A 17,916-nucleotide genomic window follows, 5' to 3' on the forward strand; every position below is an offset into this window, starting at 1 on the left:
GAGGGCTCTCGATGCAGGATCTCTCGGTTGGCGTCCTCGCGGACGAGCACATGCTCGGCGGTCCGCTCGATGCGCGTCGTGCGCTCTTCTCGCGCGCCCGGGAGTCGGGCGTCGATCACGTCTTCGTCGCCGACCACATCAGCTTCCACACCGGGTTCGGGATGGACGGGCTGATCCAGGCGGCGACCGCAGCGGCGCTGGATCCCGTGTTGCGGGTGCACATCGGCGTGTACCTCCTCGCGCTGCGGCACCCGGTACCGGTCGCGCGCCAACTCGCGAGCCTGGCCGAGGCGGCGCCGGGTCGGATCGTCCTGGGCGTCGGCGTCGGCGGCGAGGACCGCCACGAGATCGAGATCTGCGGCGTCGATCCGCGCACGCGAGGCCGACGCACCGATGCCTGTCTCACCGCGATCCGGGGTCTCTTGTCGGGGGAACCGACGAGTCACGACGATGCGTTCTTCTCCTTCGACGCGGCGCTGATTCGCCCTGCGCCCGACCCGGCAATCCCGATCGTCGTGGGGGGGCGGTCGGACGCGGCGATTCGCCGGGCGGGGACCCTCGGTGACGGATGGCTCGGCGTCTGGTGTTCACCCCGCCGCTTCGCGGCCGTGCTCGCGGAGGTGGCCGAACACGGGAAGGAGCGCGAGGTGACCTGGCGCCACGGTCTTCAGGTCTGGGTGGGCCTGGACGACGACCGCGACCGGGCCCGGGAGCGCCTCAAGCACCGCATGGAGAACATGTACCGAATTCCCTTCGAGCGTTTCGAAAAGTACTCGCCCTACGGAACGCCGGAAGCGGTTGCCGAGTTCCTCGCGCCCTACCGCGAGGTGGGCTGCGTCGACTTCAACGTGATGGCGGTCTCCGAATCGACCGAGGCTTCGATCGACGGCATCGCGCGCGTCCGCGAACAGCTCGCGGGATAGCCGCGCGGCCTGGTCGCCGCCCCTGGGACGTCGCAGAATACGCGGCGGAGGACGGGCGCATGCGACGCGAGCGGCAGGCGAAGGACAGGGAGCGACGGCGGGGCGGGCGGTTCGCGCGCGTCACCGCGACGATCGGGCTCTGCCTCGCGGCGGCCGCCTGTGCGCCTAGCGTGCCGGTCCCCAGCGGTCCCCCGGCCGAACTCGTGTTGCGCGGCGGTCGGGTCGTGGACCCCGAGACCGGGCTCGACGGGCTGCGCGACGTCGCGATCGAAGGGGGGCGCATCGTGGCGATCTCCCAGATGCCGTTGGCGGGCGATCGCGTGGTCGACGTCCGAGGGCTCGTCGTCGCACCCGGCTTCATCGATCTCCACCGCCACGACATGACGCCTCTCGGTCAGCGCTTCCAGGTGCGAGACGGCGTCACCACCGGGCTCGAGCTCGAGGCGGGCAGCTATCCCGTCGCGTCGCTCGGCACCCACGCACCGCTCGACTTCGCGAAGCGGCCGCTCGGCAACTTCGGGGCGTCGACCGGCCACGCGTGGCTGCGCGGCCAGCTGCTGCTCGGCGAGGACGCCGCCTCGAACATCGGTGACGTGTACGCCCATGTGCTGCGCGAAGGCGGCGGAGGTGGCCTCGACGGCCCGGCCTTCAAGGAGCTGCTGCCCGACGAACAGCTGCCCGCGCTGCGCGACGGCTTGCGTCGCGGCCTCGAGGAAGGGGGCCTCGGGATCGGTCTCTTGCTCGACTACATGAGCAGCGCGGTGAGCGACGCCGAGCTGCGCGTCGTGTTCGAGGTGGCGGCCGAGCGCGGGGCGCCGGTGTTCGTCCACGTGCGACGCGGCGTGGCGGGAGACCCGACGGGTCTGGACGAGGTGCTGGACCTCGCCCGCGAGACTGGCGCGCCGGTCCATGTGTGTCATGTGCAGTCGAGTGCGATGGGGGCGATCGACACCTTCCTCGATCGAATTCGCGCGGCTCGTCGCGATGGCGTGCGCGTCACCACCGAATCGTTCCCGTACAACGCCGGGTCGACGGCGATCACCGCCGCCGTCTTCGATCGAGATTGGCAGCGGATCTTCGGGATCAGCTACGGCGACGTGCAGTGGGCAGAGACCGGCGAGTGGTTGACCGAGGAAACCTGGCACGACTATCGGCGGCGGTTTCCCGGAGGCGCGGTGATCCACCACTACAACCGCGAGGAGTGGACGCGGGTCGCGACCCTGGCGCCCGACGTGATCGTCGCCAGTGACGGGTTGCCCGTGTTGTCCTTCGACGTGGCGGTTCCGCCGTTCGGGATCGGGACGTTCGGCAAGGTGCTCCGGAAGTACGTGCGTGAGGAAGAGTCGCTCTCGCTGATGGACGCCCTCGCGAAGATGACGCTCGGCCCGGCACGGGTGCTCGAGGATTGGGCGCCAGTGTTCCGGCGGAAGGGCAGGGTGCAGGTCGGTGCCGACGCGGACCTCACCGTCTTCGATCCCGACACCGTGCAGGATCACGCCACCTTCGAAGAGCCCTTCCGCGCGTCGACCGGCTTCGAGCACGTGCTGGTGCGTGGCGTCTTCGTCGTCGAGCACGGGGAAGTCGTCGACGGCGTCGCTCCGGGGAAGCGCCTACTAGCGCGCACGTCTCGCTAGCCGAGCGAGAGCGAGATTCCGAGGGCGGCCACGGCTCCGATGCCGACGGCGGCGCCAAACCCGACCATGAGCGGGCGCGCACCGAGCGCGCGCAGGCTCCGCAGGTGGGTACCCAGTCCGATCGCGGCCATTGCCAGAGCGAGGCAGATGGCCGAGAGGTCGGCGGAGAGGTCGAGGGCGGCATTCCAGCTCTGCGCGGTGAGCCAACCCCCGAAAGGCGCGTCGCCCAGATCGCCGAGGGTGCGGACGGCGGCCAGCCCGAGGAAGGCGAGGACGAAGAGCGGGACGGCCTGGTGCCAACGGACGCCCTTGCCGGCACCCGGGGCGGTGCCCCGTCGATGGTGCCAGGTCGCGGCCAGCGGGATCACGAGCAGCAGGAAGGCGTTGCGCAGCAGCTTCGTGACCAGGGCGGCGTCGAGGATCTCGGGTGAGGCCTGCTGGGTCGCAGCCAACGAAGCCGCTCCTGCCACCTGAGCCGTGTCGTGAATCGCCGCGCCGAGGAAGGTGCCGATGGCCCAGGGATCCCCCGCGAACAGCGCGGGGGCGAGGAACGGGTAGGCGACGAGGGCGAGCAGACCGAACAGGGTCACGCATCCCACCGCGTAGGTGACCTCGTCGTCCTTCGCGCCGAGCACGGGGCCCGCGGCAGCGACGGCGCTGTTACCACAGATGGCCGTTCCGACAGCGATCAGCGTGCCCAGTCGGGGCGACAAGCCGGCGGCCCGCGCGAGTGCGTGCACGCCGACGCCGGCCGCGAAGAGACAGGCGACGACGATCGGAAGAGCCTGGGCACCGAGGGCGCCGACCGCGGTGAGCGACAGGCGCAGTCCGAGCAGGGCAACCCCGAAACGGAGGATCTGCTGGGTGCAGAAGCGCAGGCCCGGCGCGTAGGCGCCCGGCAGGCCGAAGCAGTTGCGCAACGCCAGGCCGAACAGAATGGCCGCGAGAGAGGCCGGTAGGGGGCTCCGCTCGAAGCCGGCGGCCTGGGCGGCGAAGTGGGTGGCGGCGAGCGCGGCCGCGGCGAGCGCGGCGGCAATCGCCAGGCCCGGAAGCTGGTGGGCGAGGTCCTCGAGGGCGGTGTGGCCGCGGCGTCGCCAGCCATCCCCATCCGCGATGTCCGGCTGGGGCGGGGCGGGGGCCTCGGGTACGCCTTCCATGGCGCCCGCGAACCGGAAACGCTCGGGATTCTCGTACAGCGAGCCGAGGTCGCGCGTGCTCACCAATGCCCTCCTCGAGGGCGCCGCAGGCCCTCGTCCCGAACTTCGGCAGAGCTTAGGCTTCACTTGCGAGCAAAGGATCCCAAAACTGCCCCGATCGGCATCTGTCATGGGAGATTCTGCTAAGATAGGCACCTCGAGAAGCGTTCTTGCCCAGCCCGCGCCGAGGATCCGCGGTCGCGCCGGAGGAGCTCGATGCCGAAGCTCGATTCGATCGATCTGTCGATCCTGCGGGAGCTCCAGCGCGACGCGTCGCGGTCCATCGAGCAGATCGCGGCCGAGGTCGGACTGACCCAGAACCCGTGCTGGCGGCGGATCAAGCGACTCGAGGCCGAGGGCGTGATCGAGCGCCGCGTCGCACTCGTCGACCCCGCCGCCCTCGGGCTCGGACTGACCGTCTTCGTCTCGGTCCGCACCAACCAGCACACCGATGCCTGGCTCGCCCGCTTCGCGAAGGGGGTTCGCGCCATTCCTGAAGTGGTCGAGCTGTATCGGATGAGCGGGGAGATCGACTACCTGATGAAGATCGTCGCCCGCGACGTGGCCGACTACGACCGCATCTACAAGCGCCTGATCCGGGTGGCCGACCTCTACGACGTCAGCTCGAGCTTCGCGATGGAGCGCATCAAATCGACCACCGAACTGCCGCTGGGCCCGGAACTCGGCGCCTGACGCCCGATTCCTCGCTTTCCAGCGTGTAGAATCGTCGGTCGGGCTGCTTCGCGCGCCCACTTCTCGGAGGGCTCTGGTGCTCGAGAGCATGGCCGACATCCTGAGGCAGCACGCCGACGCGCGACCGGATCACTGCGCCCTGATCTCCGGTGACCGTCGCTGGACCTACGCCGAGCTGCGCGACGAAGCGGCCCAGGTGTCCCAGGCCCTCGCGAGCGAAGGGCTGGGCGCGCAGGACCGCGTGGCCGTGCTCGACAAGAATGCGGGCGAGTACTTCGCGGTGCTCTTCGGCGCGGGCATGGGCAACGCGGTCACGCTCGCGGTGAACTGGCGGCTGGCGCCTCCCGAGATGGAGTACATCCTCAACCACTCGCAGGCCCGCGTGCTCTTCATCGGAGCCGAGTTCCTGGATCACCTCGCCCAGATGAAGCTCGAAACGGTCGAACGGGTGGTGGTGTTCGGCGCGCCTCGCGACGGTCAAGTCTGCTACGAGGACTGGATCGCGGCCCACCCCGCGACGGATCCCCGGGTGTCCTGTGATCCGAGCGACACCTGCTACCAGCTCTATACCTCCGGGACGACCGGGCTCCCGAAAGGCGTCGAGCTGACCCATCGCAACTTCCTGACCACCATGGATACCGGGGCGAAGGTCTGGAGCCTCGACGCCGAGAGCCGGGTCCTGGTGGCCATGCCCTTGTTCCACATCGCCGGCAGTGGTTGGGGAATCGCGGGATTCTGGGGTGGCGGCACCCTGGTCGTGCTGCGCGAAGTCGACCCCAGCGCAATCCTCGCGCTGATCGCCGAGCATCGGATCACCAACGCCCTGTTGGTTCCCGCCGTGCTGCAGATGCTCACGGTCGCGCCCGGTGCCGACGCGGTCGATTTCTCGAGCTTCCGCAGCGTCGTCTACGGAGCCTCTCCCATCAGCGAGCAGGTGCTGACGAGCGCGATGCAGCTCTTCGGCTGTGGCTTCGTCCAGGCCTATGGGCTCACCGAGACCACCGGCGGGATCGTCGCGCTCGTCGAGCAGGACCACGATCCGGGCGGGCCGCGCGCCTCCCTGCTGCGTTCGGCAGGACAGCCCTGGGGTGACGTCGAGCTGCGCATCGTGGGCTCCGATGGCAACGACGTCGAGGACGGCGAGGTCGGCGAGATCTGGTCGCGCTCCGCCCAGAACATGAAGGGCTACTGGCGCAACCCCGACGCGACGGCCGAGACCTTCCCGGAAGGACGCGACGCTTCTGGCCTCGGTTGGCTTCGCACGGGCGACGCGGGCTATCTGCGAGACGGCTATCTCTTCATCCACGACCGGGTGAAGGACATGATCGTGTCGGGCGCGGAGAACGTGTATCCGGCGGAGATCGAGAACGTCTTGATGGGGCACCCGGACGTCGCCGACGTCGCGGTGATCGGCGTGCCCTCCGAGCGCTGGGGCGAGACGGTCAAGGCCATCGTGGTCGATACGCCCGAGACCGCGGCCAGCGAGGAAGCGCTGATCAGCTACTGCCGCGAGCGGTTGGCCCACTACAAGTGCCCGACGTCGATCGATCGGCTCGCGGCGCTACCGCGAAACCCGTCGGGCAAGATCCTGAAGACCGAGCTGCGCGAGCCCTACTGGGCGGGCCAGAAGCGCAGGGTGAATTGAGTTACCAGGCGGCGCGGCATCGCTCGGGGGCTACGGCTGCGCACGCGACCCGCGTGGCGGGCCCGAACGGCGCATTCGCGTGGATCGGCTCCCGACGGGTCGCGATCCTGCTCGTCTTGTTGCTCGCGACGGGTGGTTGCACCTCGATGTGGGAATCGGTGCGCGAGAGCCAACGCCGATCGTCGATTCGGCTCGCGCGCGACCTGGTCGAGCGGGGCAGTTGCACGCGGGCGCTCGATACGATCGGCCGCGCCCAGAGTGCGGCCGATCTCGGGCGCTTCGAGGCCGAGTCGGTATGGCTGCGCGCCCGCTGCCTCGACCGACTCGGTCGCCATCAGCAGGCACTCGCGCATTGGCGGTTGCTGGTCGACGGGTATCCCGACAGCACCTATGCCGGGCGCATTCCCGCGGAGCGCAAGGCACAACTCGGGGAGCGCGCACCGACCCGCGCACCCTCGTCGCCGCCGGCCTTCGAGTCGCCCAAGCCGCGCTACGAGCGCGGCGCGGAGCAAGCCAAGCTCGTCGGCAGCGTCTGGTTGGAGTTCGAGCTGGACGCCGCCGGCGGCGTGTCGCAGATCCGGGTGATCGAGACGCCACACCCGCTGCTCGCGAGCTTCGCGATCGAGTCGCTCGCCCTGGGAGCTTGGGTGGAGACGGACCGGACCGTCATCGCCGGTCGCTACGGGGCGAAGTACCTGTTCGAAACCTACTGGGCGACGCGGGACGCGCAGCGCGCACCGCCGCGCGCCGCGTCTCCCGAGCCGCCGAACGGTTCGGAGACCGCGACGAAGTCGGAGCCGAAGTCGGAGAGCGGGTCCGAGTCGGCGGCACCGGAGGCGCCGGCCCCGGCAGTGCCTCCGGAAGAAACACCAGCGCCGAATCGGGTCGTCACCGGCAAGCCGGAGCCGCGCGAACCGCCCGGAGACGACGGCGCGACCGCGGAATCCGACGACGATGAGTGGGAGATCGAGTGGTTTCCGCGCCGCGAATAGGGCGCTACTCAAAGGGGCCGGCGTCGGCGCTCTCCCCGCGGGGCGCGACGTCAAGATGTTTCAACACGGAAGCATTCCGGTGATTTAGGCTACGGCGACGAAGTCAAGGCGGGGTGCCTTTTGACTTGGGAGGAAAGTGTTTCATGTCATGGTCAAGGAACGTGCTCGCCATCACAGCGAGTGCGCTGGGAGCCGTCGTGCTCACCCTGGGTTTGCCCGACGGAGCCCTCGGCCAAGCGGCCGACGCCGCATCGGATGACAAAGAGAAGCTCGCCGAAATCGTCGACGAGCGTTCCGACGCCAACGATGCATCCGCCGCCGTTCAGAAGACCATCGATGAGCTGAGCGATGCCACCGGTGGACTGCTCGAGCAGTACCGAACGACGCTCAAGCAGATCGATGCGATCCGGGTCTACAACGATCAGATGCGCTCGCTGATCTCGTCCCAGGAGGCCGAGCTCGCGTCGCTGACCGACCAGGTCGATCGCGTCGAGATCGTCGGCCGCAGCGTGACGCCGCTGATGCTCCGCATGATCGAAGCCATCGATCAGTTCGTGGCGCTCGACATTCCCTTCCTGATCGATGAGCGCACCAAGCGCGTCAACGATCTGAAGGCGGTGATGGGACGCGCCGACGTGACGACTGCCGAGAAGTTCCGCCAGATCATGGAGGCCTACCAGATCGAGAACGAGTACGGCCGCACGATCGAGGCGTACCGCTCGACGCTGAAGCAGGGTGGGAAGGAGATCACGGTCGACTTCCTCCGCTTCGGTCGCATCGCGCTGGTCTATCAGAGCCTCGACGAGACTCAGACCGGTGTGTGGAACAAGGAAACCAAGAGCTGGGACGCGCTCGATTCCAGCTACCGATCGGCCGTGCGGCAGGGCCTGCGCATCGCGCGCAAGCAGGCTGCGCCGGACCTGATCCGACTGCCGCTGCCCGCGGCCACCTCCGGAGGGTCGGTCTGATGCGCTGCTCGATTTGCAAGATTTGGATCGGCGCGGTTGCGATGACCGCGCTCGTGATGCCGCTGTCGGCGTTCGCGCAGGCGAAGGTCGACGCACCCGAGGCCGGTTCGCTCGAGGAGCTCCTCGAGCTCGTCCGTCAGGGGTTCCAGGTCGAGAAGGCCGAGAACCGCCAGCGGCTGACCGAGTTTCAGCGGGAGCGCGAGCGACAGGCCGAGCTGCTCGCGCAGGCGCAGGGCAACCTGCGCAGCCTCGAGAACCTCTCGCAGCAGCTCGAAGAGACCTACAACACCAACGAAGGCAAGCTCGGCGACTACGAGAATCGCCTGACCGAGGCGCTCGGTCAGATGGGCGAGCTCTTCGGCGTCGTGCGCCAGGTGTCGACGGACCTTTCGGGTTACGTGTTCGCATCGCTCACCAGCTCCGAGCTGGGCGGGCGCCGCGAGCTGCTCGATCGTCTGGGACGCAGCAAGGAGCTGCCTTCGACCGAAGACCTCGAGAGCCTCTGGTACGAGCTCCAGCGGGAGATGACCGCCCAGGGGAAGGTGTCGCGTTACACCACGCCGATCCTCACCACGGACGGACAGGTCGAGGAGCGCGAGGTCATCCGCACCGGGCCCTTCGGCGCGATGTCGGGTGGCAAGTACCTCCTCTGGGAAGCCGAGGAGCAGAAGCTGCGGGAGCTGACGCGTCAGCCGCCGTCGCGCTACGTCGACACGGTCGAGCCGTTCGCGGCGACCACGACGGGCTTTGCACCCCTCGCGGTGGATCCCTCGAGCGGTTCGCTGCTCAACGCCCTTACCGATACGCCCGGCTTCACCGAGCGGATCAACCAGGGTGGCGTGGTCGGCTACGTGATCCTGTCGCTCGGCTTCTTCGCCCTCGTGCTGGGCCTGATCCGCTGGGCAGTGATCTCGAACACGAGCCGCAAGGTCGAGGCGCAGCGCAAGGCGAGTGGTGCCCGCGAAGACAACCCGCTCGGGCGCATTCTCAGCGTTCACGAAGAGAACCGGGAGGTGGACGCCGAGACCCTCGAGCTGAAGCTCGACGAAGCGGTGTTGCGCGAGTCGTCGAACCTCGAGCGCTTCCTCTGGCTCGTGAAGACGGTGAGCGTCGTGGCCCCGCTGCTGGGTCTCCTCGGGACGGTCACCGGTATGATCCAGACCTTCCAGGCGATCACCCTGTTCGGCGCCGGCGACCCGAAGATGATGGCCGGCGGTATTTCCGAGGCGCTGGTCACCACGATGCTGGGTCTGGTCACGGCCATTCCGCTGGTGTTGCTGCACGCGACGCTTTCGAACAGCACGCGCCGGATCATCGACATCCTCGATGAGCAGAGCGCGGGCCTGATCGCGACGAGGGCCGAGCACGGGAATGTTTGAATTCGAGGCCTACGGCGCCGTACGCGACTTCATCGAGCTGGGCGGCAACGTCCTGCTCGTGATCGCGTTCGTCACGGCGGTGATGTGGACCCTCATCATCGAGCGCTTCTGGTACTTCCGAACCGGGCACAAGGAAGAGACCCATCGCGTGCAGCGCGCTTGGGACTCGCGGGACGATCACTCGTCCTGGAATGCCCACCAGATCCGTCGGATGCTGATCTCGGAAGTCCAGCAGAAGCTCGAGCGGGGTCTGAACCTAATCAAGACGATCGTGGCGGTCTGTCCGATGTTCGGACTGCTCGGCACGGTGACGGGCATGATCGAGGTCTTCGACGTCATGGCCATTGCCGGCAGCGGAAACGCGCGCGGCATGGCCGGTGGCGTGTCGAAGGCCACGCTGCCCACGATGGCCGGGATGGTGGCCGCCCTGTCGGGGATGCTCTTCAGCATCCAGCTCGACCGCTTTGCGCGGGACGAGAGCCAGCGGGTGTCCGACCAGCTCGAGATCGTTCACGAGTAGACTGGCATGAGACGCCGCAGAGCTAGAGGCGAAGACGAAGAAGAGGTGAACCTGACGCCCATGTTGGACGTCGTGTTCATCATGTTGATCTTCTTCATCGTGACCGCGTCCTTCGTGAAGGAGGCGGGCATCGACGTCAGTCGCCCGCCCGCCTCGAAGTCGACGAAGCCCGCCAAGGGCAACATCGTCGTCATGATCACGGGGAACAATCAAGTCTGGATGGATGGCCGCCCGGTCGACCCCCGCGCGCTCCGGCCGAACATCGAGAGGCTCCATGCGGAGAACCCGCAGGGCTCGGTGATTGTCCAAGCAGATCAGGAGTCCGAGAACGGTCTCCTGGTGCAGGTCATGGATGCGGCCCGCCAAGCCGGCGTCGAGAGCGTGTCGCTGGCAGCCGAGGTCGTGAATTGACCGCCGCTCGCTTCCCTGTCGCCATTGGCCTCGCGATGGTCATCACCTTCTTCCTCTTCTGGGGGATGCAGGCGCTCGTGACCGTCACCGGAGAGCTGGGTGATGCGAGTGGCGGCAGCTCGATCGAGTTCGTTCGCGTCAAGCGGGACACCACTCCCGAGGCGAAGAAGCGCGAACCCCCGAAGCGGGAGAAACCCGAGCAGCCGCCGCCGCCGCCGCAGATGAACCTCGCCCAGAACATGAACCCCAGTGAGGGCGTGGGTGAAATCGTCCCCGTGGTCGACACCAGCGTCGAGCTGGCGAGCGCGACCAGCCTGGGAGCCGGTGGTGCCGACCAGGACGCGGTGCCGTTGGTCCGGGTCGAGCCGCAGTATCCGCCGCGCGCGGAGCAGCGGGGCATCACCGGTTGGGTCGAGGTCGGCTACACGATCGCGGCCAGCGGGTCGGTGAAGGAAGCCTGGGTCATCCGCTCTTCTCCGCCGAGCATCTTCGACCGCGCGGCCGTGACCGCCGTCAAGAAATGGCGCTTCAACCCCCGCATCGAAGACGGAAAGCCGGTCGAGCGGCCGGGCATGGCGACGCGGGTGGTCTTCGAGTTGGGGAAGAAACGATGAGATCGTCGTACAGCGCTCACCGGATTCTCGTACTCGCTGGTCTTCTGGCCTGTGGGTTGCTGTTCGCCGCTGCAGCCCACGCCCAGTACGACGACCCCGACGCGCGGCGGCCCGCTCCCGAACCGGTGGCGGAGCTCTCCGCCGAGGATCGCGCGAAGATGGAGCGCCTCCGCGCGCGCGACGCCGAGCGGAAGAAGCTCCGCAAGAAGTTCATTCTGCGGTCGCGCGCTACGCGTCTCCTGACCGCGGCCGGCGAGGAGCTCGAGGCCGAGGATGGCGAGGCTGCGCTCGCGCACCTCGCGAAGCTCAACCCGAAGCGCCTCAACCCCTTCGAGCGCGCCCGGGTGTACCTGATGCGCGGCTACGCCTCCTACGCCGCCGGCAGTCCGGCCGGAGCGGTCGAGAACTTCCGATTGGCGGTGCAGCAGGAGATCCTGCAGTCGAAAGAGGAAGCGGGCCTGCGCTTCAACACGGCTCAGCTGCTCGCGGGTCAACAGAAGTGGCCCGAGGTCACCGAGGCGATCATCGAGTGGTTCGACTACACCCTCGAGCCGACACCCATCGCCTACTACCTGCTCGCGGTCTCCTACTACCAGCAGGAGAAGCCGAAGGACGCGTTGGCCGCGGCGGAGACCGCCGTCGACATGTCCGACGAGCCCAAGGAAGGCTGGTTGACGCTGCTGGCGGCCCTCTACATCCAGAACGAGGACTACGGCAGCGCGATCCCGGTGTTCGAAGAGCTGGTGCTCCGCTATCCGAAGAAGCAGTACTGGGTGCAGCTGTCCCTGCTCTGGGGTGCGCGCGACAACTACCGGCATGCGCTCGCGGTGCAGCAGCTCGCCTACAAGCAGGGCTTCCTGGACGACGACAAGGAGCTGGTCCGGTTGGCACGCTCCTACCTGTTCCACGAGTTGCCGTACCCCGCCGCGAAGGTGCTTCAGCAGGGGCTGGAAGAGGGCCGGGTCGACGAGAACGTCGACAATCTCGAGCTGCTCTCCAACAGCTGGATCGCCGCCCGCGAGTACGAGAAGTCGCTGGCGCCCCTGGCGCAGGCGGCGGAAATGGCGCCGGACGGTAACCTGTACGTGCGGCTGGGCCAGGTGTACATGCAGCGCGAGAATTGGGGTCAAGCCGCGAAGCTGCTGAAGAAGGCCATCTCGCGCGGGGGGCTCGACAATGTCGGCAACGCCCAGTTGCTTCTCGGGATCGCCTACTACAACGACAAGAAGGTCTCGCAGGCGGTGGCTTCGTTCGGGCGTGCTTCGCGCTACGAGAAGTCGAAGCGAGCGGCCGAAGGCTGGATCACCCACATCGAGCGCGAAGCCGCGGCAAGCGGCGGGGGCGAGCAGGCCGCCGCGAGTGGTGGTGGCGATACGGCAGCGGCGACCGGCGGCTGACCCTCGGCTCTGGCTCGCTGCGGCGGCCCTCGCCGCTGGCGTGGGCTGTGCGCAGCCCGGCGTGCACTACCTCCCCGAGGCGCTCACGCCCGACGGGCTGCAGCAGGTGCGGTCGTATCGCGTGTGGGGCGCCTACGCGAAGCCCACCCTCGACCTCGGCCAGTACCAGAAGGTCCGTTTCGAGTTCGGGGCGATCGGCTACCGGGGCACACCTCGACTCGAGGCCGGTGCGCGGCCCGTGCGCGGAGCGGCTCCGCAGACCGGACGTCTCACCGAGAACGACGAGATTCGGCTGCGGCGCTACTTCCAGGAAACCTTCGAGCGCGAGTTCCGCAAGACGGGCGACTGGCAGCTCGCCGACGCCCCGGGGCCCGACACCTTGACGGTTCGCGCCCACGCCCTCGACATGGTGGCGCCGGTCGTCGCCACGCCGCGTGGTTCGGAGACGCGTTTCAGTCGTCGCGCCCCGGCCTTTACGATCGTGTTGGACGTACGCGATTCGGTCAGCAACGAGCCGCTGGCACGCGTCGTCGACCGACGTCAGGCGGTGGTCCGCTTCGGCGCTCCCATTCAGAACCAGGGCAACGTCCTCGACGGCGCCGGGGCGCGTCGCGCGATGCGACACTGGGCCCTGCAGCTGCGACGACACCTCGAGCGCCTGCGCACCTGAACCGCAGACGGTCCGCGCTTTCTTCGCGCGGGAACGGGACCGCGCCGCGGGTCGGCTACCAGAGACCGAGCGGGGCCTTGGCGCCTGCGCGCCGCCGCGAGCGCCGGCGTTCGCGGTCCGAGCGTCGGTTGCGGCGCATCCGGCCCTGAAGGGCGAGGCGCTTGCGCTCGGTCTCTTCGGGCGCGCGTTTCCCCGAGGCCTGGAACTCGCAAAACTTGTCGTAGGCCTCGATCTCGTGGCGCAGCTCCTGCACCACGAGTTCCACCATGATCGCGTCGTCGAGGTAGCCGATGCCGGGAATGCGATCGGGGATCAGGTCGTCCGGGTCGACGAAGTAGGCGAGGACGTTCAGGACGCGCGCGCGGTCGGGGCCGGTGAGGCGCCAGCGCTCGTCCTCTAGCATGCGAACCAGCTTCTCGAGTTGCTTGAAGCGGTCTTGAACGAACTCGGGGGCCTCTGCTTCTGCCACCTCCTCCATCAGCTCGTTGGATGCCTGGAGGATCAGCGCCTCGTCTCCGCCCCGCTTGCCTTTCTTCACCGTCTGAAGGCACTTGCGGAAGTAACGGAGATCCTTGTCGGAGAGGTCGAGTACGATTCGCATGCCGGCATCCTAGTCCCTCTGGGACCTCGAGGGCAGCCCTTTTCGCCGCTGTGCCGGGGCCCTTTCGGCCCGGGCTGCAGCCTCAAGAAGAGGCGCCGTTCGCTCGATGGGTCCCTCGATGGATTCACCGACCGGGTCCCTGCTGACCCTGGCGATCGCTGGGGGGCTCGCCGCGATGGGCGTGCGAGTGCTCGCCGCGGCCTGGGCGCGCGAACGCGCGCCGGAGGTCGGCATCGGGGTCTTCTTCATCGCGCTGGGTGCCGAGATCGCGTCGTACCCGCTCTCCCTCGGGCAGCGCGGGCTCTTCAACGGGCTGGCGGTGAGTACGTCGTGTGCCGCCCTGTTGATGTTCACCTATCGCGTGTTCCGACCGGGGCAGATCCTTGCGCTCGCGTTCGCCTGGGGCTGCGGACTGGTCGTGGCGAGTCTCTTCATCGTTCCGCACCTCGTGGGCTGGCAGTCGTTGACTCTGCGCTTGGCGTGGGCCTTGGCCCGCAGCGTGGCGCTCGTTTGGGCCACGTTCGAGTGCGCCCGCTACTACCTCCAGATGCGACGTCGTCTCCAACTCGGGTTGGCCGATCCGGTGACCGCGAACCGCTTCCTGCTCTGGTCGCTGTGGATCGGAGCGGCCGCCATGCTGCCCTTGTCCGGCGTGGTCATCCGCCTACTTGCGCTGCAGGGGCAGGCGACCGACGTCACGGTGACGACCCAGCCGGAAGGCGGGGTGCTCTTGTTCGCGGCGTGGATCTTCGGCTGGTTGCTGGTGGCCCTCGTCGCCCTGTGGCTCAGCTTCTTCCCGCCCGAGCGCTATCTCGGCTGGGTCCGTCGCACGGCGGTTTCGGGCGATCTGGCCCTCGGTACGGCAGCGCCCCGGAGCTGAGCGCTCAGGCGGCGCGGAAGCGCCCGTGGAGCCCGAGCGGCAGCGCGTAGGGCAGTCGCCATACGCCGACCGGTCCGTCCGCGACCCGCTGGGCATCGAAGACCTGGAACTGGGTCCGCCCGGAACCGAAGTCGAGGGAGGTTCCGACGAGCCAGCCCGCGCCGGCGGAAGCGTCGCTCGCCGGTACGAAGACGTGCTCTTCGGGGAGCCACTGTTCGGGGAACGGAAACTCCTGGCGCTTGCCGCTCTCGGCGTCGATTCGCACCAGGCCATCCAGCAGCGGGTGGGCTCCAGCGTTGGCGGGGCGGATCCGCGCGAGATGCGACACCGATCCGTAGCGTCGCCCGACCTGGCGTGGGTCGATGCTCGGGAACTCGGCGTTCCCGCCGAGCGTCTCGATCTGGACGGCTCCGCCGTCGGTCGGCAGACGCCAGCGCTGCAGCTCCGCCAGCGGAGAGCGCGACGACCACTCGCCCCACATGATCTTGCGCTGTTCCTCGAAGACGAGATCTGCGTTGGGGTAGAAGCAGCCATCGAGCCAGATCTCGTCCCCGCTCTCGAAGGCGTTGGCGAAGTGGAAGACGAAGGCCGCGGGCGCTTCGAGCCAACGCTGTCGCGTGGGGTCGGCCTTCTCGACCAGGAGGATGCGCGTGGATCGAGAGCCGTCCCATCGATGTCGCCCGAGGAAGGTGTGGGCATCGGCCGACGCGCGGTAGAAGAGCGGAGGCAGCACGAACACGAGGTAGCGCTCGGTGACGGTGAAATCGTGGATCATCACCGGTTCCTCGATCGGGATCGGCGTAACCGATCGCAGGTCCCCGCCGGCCGACAGGTGATAGACGAGCAGCCGGTCGACCCACGGCGCGCTCCCGAAGTTCCAGATCGTGCCGTCGGGCTCGATGCGCGGATGGGCCGAGAAGGGGAGTCCCTGCATCGCAGGATCGGGGGCCCAGGGACCCGCCGTCGTCAGCGCCTCCGGATCCAACCGGTATGCCGAGCCCCCTTCCCAGAGCGCGAGCAGCGCGTCGTCGAGCGGGAGCACGCTGATGTTCGCGACGTTGCCATCGTCGGGAGTTCCCGAGTCCGGCAGATCCGGCCAATGGGTCCCGAAGCCGGCTTGCAGGGGCCGGCCGGCCTCGCGCTCGCGGCGCCGCTTCGACGTTTCGATGAAGCGCGCACGGTGCCGCACGCCACCGTCCTCGAGAGCGAAGGCCTGCATGAGTCCGTCGCCATCGAACCAGTGCTGGTAGCGGCGCCCGGCGACCTCGTGGGCGGCCGGGCCGTTGCGGTAAAAGACGCCCCGGAGGCCCTCGGGCAGGGCTCCGGAGACGCGCTCGGCCGTTCCGGCGAAGGCTTCCTGCTCTGCGCTGGCGTAGCCGAGCAACCAGGGCCGCTGCTTCCGGGCCTTCGCGAACGCGGCGTGGACCGGATCCACGGCGTCGGCGCGGGACGACCAGGGCCAGCTCGCGGCGCCGACCGCACCGGCCAGCGCACCGCGCAGAAAGTCTCGGCGCCGCATCAGCGCAGCTCGATCGTGATGGAAGCGCCCTCGGCCCCCACTTCGATGGCCATGTCGTCGAAGGCGGGCGGGCCGAAGCTGCCACGCGCGTTGCGGCTGAAGCCGAAGCGTTCGGTCGGCACGCCGACCAGGTTCCGATCGAGTTCCTCGTTGGCGTTGGCATCGTGGAAACTCGAGACCCCGTAGCGCCCGGGTGCGATGTTCGGGAACACGAACTCGACCCGCTCGCCGGCAACGCGGAAGCTGCCGGCCAGGGGAGCATCGCCATCGAAGGCCTCCACCGAGGCGAAGAGGGCCGCGCGGACGGAGCCCGCGTTCGCCTCGGCGCCGGTGATCGTGACCCGGAGGTCACCGGCGGAGGCGCCAAGGGGAAGCAAGGCAGCGATCAGAGTCGAAGCGAATCCGAGACGCGTCATGAGCGTTTTCCTTTACGAGATGCGGGCGCGGCGGGTTTCTTCGGCGGCACGGGTTCGACCATGCCTTCGAGCTCGGCCAGGACTTCCGCGCACCAGGTGAGCTGGGCCTCGGCCCGAAGCTCGCCGCTGCGCAGGGTCATCAGCCAGAACCGCTGGTCGGCGGGCGCGCTGGCGGCGACCGCTTCGAGACGCGCGCGCGTCTCGGCATAATGTTCGAGGGTGCCTTCGAGCTCGGCGCGGAAGTCGCGGACCAGCCGTCGCGAAGCCTCGAGGTCCGTCCGGGCGCCGAAGAAGAGCTTGAGCAGGCGTTCGTCGCGCGGGGGGCGGTCGACGGGCGGCTCGTGGAGCCAGCGCTCCAGCGCTGCGCGTCCGGCGGCGGTGATCGTGTAGACATGGCGCGGGCGACCGCCCGCGCTCTCGGACTCGGCGCGCGTGGCGAGTCCGGCGGCGGCGAGCTCGGCGAGCATCGGGTAGATCCGGCCGAAGCCCTCGCTCCAGAAGTTCGAGATCGACCCTTCGATGACCCCGCGCAGGTCGTAGCCGCTCATGGGTCCCCACGAGAGGAAGCCCAGGAGCGCGACCTGGGTCCGGTTGGGTTGGGACGCCATGGCCGAAGCCTAATACATCCAACGGATATATAACAAGGATATATCGGTTCGCCGGGGATCCCGAGCGCACGACGCGGCGGTTCCGCCCGGGCCAGAGCTCGGGGGTAGGGCGCGAGGACCGTGGGGCGGGGCGCGGAGCTAGGCGCGCCGGCCGTGCCAGGCCAGGCCGACGAAGCCGAGCGCCAGCAGGGAGCCGGTCGAGGCTTCGGGCACCACGATGACGCGGAGCTGGTCGGTGAAGCCGTCGAAGACGCGGAAGTTGTCGATCGTCAGCGTGAGCCGGTCGGCGCTCAGCGTGATCGAATCGGCGGCTTCCCAGGTGTCGCGCCCCGACACGCCGGTGGGGTAGGCGGTGCCGGGCGCGCCCAGGCCGGCGTCCGAGGAGTTCAGTTCCGGGTCGGAGCCGATGATCCCCAGGATCGGGCGATCGAAGATGATCGAGCCCGACAGCTCGGCGCGGTTGGTCGAGCCGCCGTCTCCACTGTCGACGATGTCCATGTGGAGGAAGTAGGAGTCGACCACGCTACCCGCCGACAGGAACGAGACGCCGGGCGTGGTGGTGTAGGTGCCCGGTGTGGTCACGTTGACCGCGAGGGGGGAGCCCAGCGTCGTCGCCGAGCGTTCGAGGAACAGGAAGATCTGGCTGTCGCTCTCGAGGCCTTCCTCGATGACCGAGGGCGGCGCGTTGATCAGTTCGACGATGTCACCCGTCACCGACAGGCCGGCCGCGGTGCCGGGGAGCGCCAGGGCCACGCCGAGCGCGAGCGCAGCGCGCCAGGACTTCGCGGGTGTATTTCGCCCCATGAAGGACGTATCGGGCGGTACGTCCTTTGCTTGAGGGGAAAAGCCC

19 protein-coding genes are annotated in these 17,916 nt (G+C 68.6%); 13 read left to right on the forward strand and 6 right to left on the reverse strand.

Translation table 11 applies throughout. The features are described 5' to 3' along the window. The first annotated feature begins 11 nt into the window (after positions 1–11). Positions 12–923 carry an LLM class flavin-dependent oxidoreductase gene (locus tag AAF430_16430; GenBank protein ID MEM7411819.1) on the forward strand — a complete coding sequence of 304 codons (912 nt, stop codon included), beginning with the start codon at positions 12–14 and terminating at the stop codon, positions 921–923. A gap of 59 nt (positions 924–982) precedes the next feature. Next, positions 983–2,557, forward strand: coding sequence for an amidohydrolase family protein (locus AAF430_16435; GenBank protein MEM7411820.1), 1,575 nt, complete (start codon positions 983–985; stop codon positions 2,555–2,557). Here the strand turns inward: AAF430_16435 and AAF430_16440 are convergent. Beyond that, positions 2,554–3,777 carry a putative sulfate exporter family transporter gene (locus tag AAF430_16440; protein ID MEM7411821.1) on the reverse strand — a complete coding sequence of 408 codons (1,224 nt, stop codon included), beginning with the start codon at positions 3,775–3,777 and terminating at the stop codon, positions 2,554–2,556. The two genes, AAF430_16435 and AAF430_16440, sit on opposite strands and share 4 nt — an antisense overlap. Positions 3,778–3,969: 192 nt before the next feature. On the opposite strand from AAF430_16440, the gene AAF430_16445 reads away from it, so the two are divergent. The 10 genes from AAF430_16445 to AAF430_16490 all read left to right on the forward strand — a co-directional run bounded on the left by AAF430_16445 (position 3,970) and on the right by AAF430_16490 (position 13,042). Beyond that, the gene (locus AAF430_16445) at positions 3,970–4,446 is read left to right on the forward strand and encodes an Lrp/AsnC family transcriptional regulator (GenBank protein MEM7411822.1); all 477 of its coding nucleotides are present in this window, start codon (positions 3,970–3,972) and stop codon (positions 4,444–4,446) included. 76 nt (positions 4,447–4,522) lie between these two features. Further along, positions 4,523–6,091 (forward strand): long-chain-fatty-acid--CoA ligase, encoded by a 1,569-nt coding sequence (locus AAF430_16450; GenBank protein MEM7411823.1) that lies wholly within the window; start codon positions 4,523–4,525, stop codon positions 6,089–6,091. 53 nt (positions 6,092–6,144) lie between these two features. Then, positions 6,145–7,083, forward strand: a complete 939-nt coding sequence (locus tag AAF430_16455; protein ID MEM7411824.1) for a hypothetical protein — start codon at positions 6,145–6,147, stop codon at positions 7,081–7,083. Positions 7,084–7,226: 143 nt separating this feature from the next. Continuing rightward, positions 7,227–8,051, forward strand: coding sequence for a DUF3450 domain-containing protein (locus AAF430_16460; GenBank protein ID MEM7411825.1), 825 nt, complete (start codon positions 7,227–7,229; stop codon positions 8,049–8,051). 41 nt (positions 8,052–8,092) lie between these two features. After that, the gene (locus tag AAF430_16465; protein MEM7411826.1) at positions 8,093–9,430 is read left to right on the forward strand and encodes a MotA/TolQ/ExbB proton channel family protein; all 1,338 of its coding nucleotides are present in this window, start codon (positions 8,093–8,095) and stop codon (positions 9,428–9,430) included. Then, entirely contained in the window at positions 9,423–9,950 is a 528-nt protein-coding gene (locus tag AAF430_16470) for a MotA/TolQ/ExbB proton channel family protein (protein MEM7411827.1), read from the forward strand. Before AAF430_16465 ends, AAF430_16470 begins: the two co-directional genes overlap by 8 nt. A gap of 6 nt (positions 9,951–9,956) precedes the next feature. Next, positions 9,957–10,361 carry a biopolymer transporter ExbD gene (locus tag AAF430_16475; GenBank protein ID MEM7411828.1) on the forward strand — a complete coding sequence of 135 codons (405 nt, stop codon included), beginning with the start codon at positions 9,957–9,959 and terminating at the stop codon, positions 10,359–10,361. Further along, complete coding sequence (locus AAF430_16480) at positions 10,358–10,975, forward strand: energy transducer TonB (GenBank protein ID MEM7411829.1); 618 nt, start codon at positions 10,358–10,360, stop codon at positions 10,973–10,975. The genes AAF430_16475 and AAF430_16480 overlap by 4 nt, the downstream gene beginning before the upstream one ends. Next, on the forward strand, positions 10,972–12,372 hold the full coding sequence (locus tag AAF430_16485; protein MEM7411830.1) for a tetratricopeptide repeat protein: 1,401 nt from the start codon (positions 10,972–10,974) through the stop codon (positions 12,370–12,372). The genes AAF430_16480 and AAF430_16485 overlap by 4 nt, the downstream gene beginning before the upstream one ends. After that, entirely contained in the window at positions 12,341–13,042 is a 702-nt protein-coding gene (locus tag AAF430_16490; GenBank protein ID MEM7411831.1) for a DUF3313 family protein, read from the forward strand. Before AAF430_16485 ends, AAF430_16490 begins: the two co-directional genes overlap by 32 nt. 55 nt (positions 13,043–13,097) lie before the next feature. On the opposite strand, the gene AAF430_16495 is transcribed toward AAF430_16490, so the two are convergent. Further along, positions 13,098–13,643 carry a YkvA family protein gene (locus AAF430_16495; GenBank protein MEM7411832.1) on the reverse strand — a complete coding sequence of 182 codons (546 nt, stop codon included), beginning with the start codon at positions 13,641–13,643 and terminating at the stop codon, positions 13,098–13,100. A 118-nt stretch (positions 13,644–13,761) separates the two neighbouring features. On the opposite strand from AAF430_16495, the gene AAF430_16500 reads away from it, so the two are divergent. Then, on the forward strand, positions 13,762–14,523 hold the full coding sequence (locus tag AAF430_16500) for a hypothetical protein (GenBank protein MEM7411833.1): 762 nt from the start codon (positions 13,762–13,764) through the stop codon (positions 14,521–14,523). A gap of 4 nt (positions 14,524–14,527) precedes the next feature. On the opposite strand, the gene AAF430_16505 is transcribed toward AAF430_16500, so the two are convergent. The 4 genes from AAF430_16505 to AAF430_16520 all read right to left on the reverse strand — a co-directional run bounded on the left by AAF430_16505 (position 14,528) and on the right by AAF430_16520 (position 17,870). Continuing rightward, entirely contained in the window at positions 14,528–16,042 is a 1,515-nt protein-coding gene (locus AAF430_16505; protein ID MEM7411834.1) for a carotenoid oxygenase family protein, read from the reverse strand. Next, positions 16,042–16,458, reverse strand: a complete 417-nt coding sequence (locus AAF430_16510) for a DUF2141 domain-containing protein (GenBank protein ID MEM7411835.1) — start codon at positions 16,456–16,458, stop codon at positions 16,042–16,044. Before AAF430_16510 ends, AAF430_16505 begins: the two co-directional genes overlap by 1 nt. After that, a complete protein-coding gene (locus tag AAF430_16515) occupies positions 16,455–17,066 on the reverse strand; it encodes a PadR family transcriptional regulator (protein MEM7411836.1) in 612 nt (203 codons plus the stop codon). The genes AAF430_16510 and AAF430_16515 overlap by 4 nt, the downstream gene beginning before the upstream one ends. A gap of 138 nt (positions 17,067–17,204) precedes the next feature. Further along, positions 17,205–17,870 carry a PEP-CTERM sorting domain-containing protein gene (locus AAF430_16520; protein MEM7411837.1) on the reverse strand — a complete coding sequence of 222 codons (666 nt, stop codon included), beginning with the start codon at positions 17,868–17,870 and terminating at the stop codon, positions 17,205–17,207. Between the last annotated feature and the right edge of the window lie 46 nt (positions 17,871–17,916).

The sequence above is a fragment of the Myxococcota bacterium genome (assembly GCA_039030075.1).
In the GTDB taxonomy this organism is placed as follows: domain Bacteria; phylum Myxococcota_A; class UBA9160; order UBA9160; family SMWR01; genus JAHEJV01.

Coding starts and splice junctions, on each gene's coding strand:
- AAF430_16430 (MEM7411819.1), top strand. CDS start 12: ATGCAGGATCTCTCGGTTGGCGTCCTCGCGGACGAGCACATGCTCGGC.
- AAF430_16435 (MEM7411820.1), top strand. CDS start 983: ATGCGACGCGAGCGGCAGGCGAAGGACAGGGAGCGACGGCGGGGCGGG.
- AAF430_16445 (MEM7411822.1), top strand. CDS start 3,970: ATGCCGAAGCTCGATTCGATCGATCTGTCGATCCTGCGGGAGCTCCAG.
- AAF430_16460 (MEM7411825.1), top strand. CDS start 7,227: ATGTCATGGTCAAGGAACGTGCTCGCCATCACAGCGAGTGCGCTGGGA.
- AAF430_16465 (MEM7411826.1), top strand. CDS start 8,093: ATGACCGCGCTCGTGATGCCGCTGTCGGCGTTCGCGCAGGCGAAGGTC.
- AAF430_16470 (MEM7411827.1), top strand. CDS start 9,423: ATGTTTGAATTCGAGGCCTACGGCGCCGTACGCGACTTCATCGAGCTG.
- AAF430_16475 (MEM7411828.1), top strand. CDS start 9,957: ATGAGACGCCGCAGAGCTAGAGGCGAAGACGAAGAAGAGGTGAACCTG.
- AAF430_16485 (MEM7411830.1), top strand. CDS start 10,972: ATGAGATCGTCGTACAGCGCTCACCGGATTCTCGTACTCGCTGGTCTT.
- AAF430_16495 (MEM7411832.1), bottom strand. CDS start 13,643: ATGCGAATCGTACTCGACCTCTCCGACAAGGATCTCCGTTACTTCCGC.
- AAF430_16500 (MEM7411833.1), top strand. CDS start 13,762: ATGGATTCACCGACCGGGTCCCTGCTGACCCTGGCGATCGCTGGGGGG.
- AAF430_16505 (MEM7411834.1), bottom strand. CDS start 16,042: ATGCGGCGCCGAGACTTTCTGCGCGGTGCGCTGGCCGGTGCGGTCGGC.
- AAF430_16510 (MEM7411835.1), bottom strand. CDS start 16,458: ATGACGCGTCTCGGATTCGCTTCGACTCTGATCGCTGCCTTGCTTCCC.
- AAF430_16515 (MEM7411836.1), bottom strand. CDS start 17,066: ATGGCGTCCCAACCCAACCGGACCCAGGTCGCGCTCCTGGGCTTCCTC.
- AAF430_16520 (MEM7411837.1), bottom strand. CDS start 17,870: ATGGGGCGAAATACACCCGCGAAGTCCTGGCGCGCTGCGCTCGCGCTC.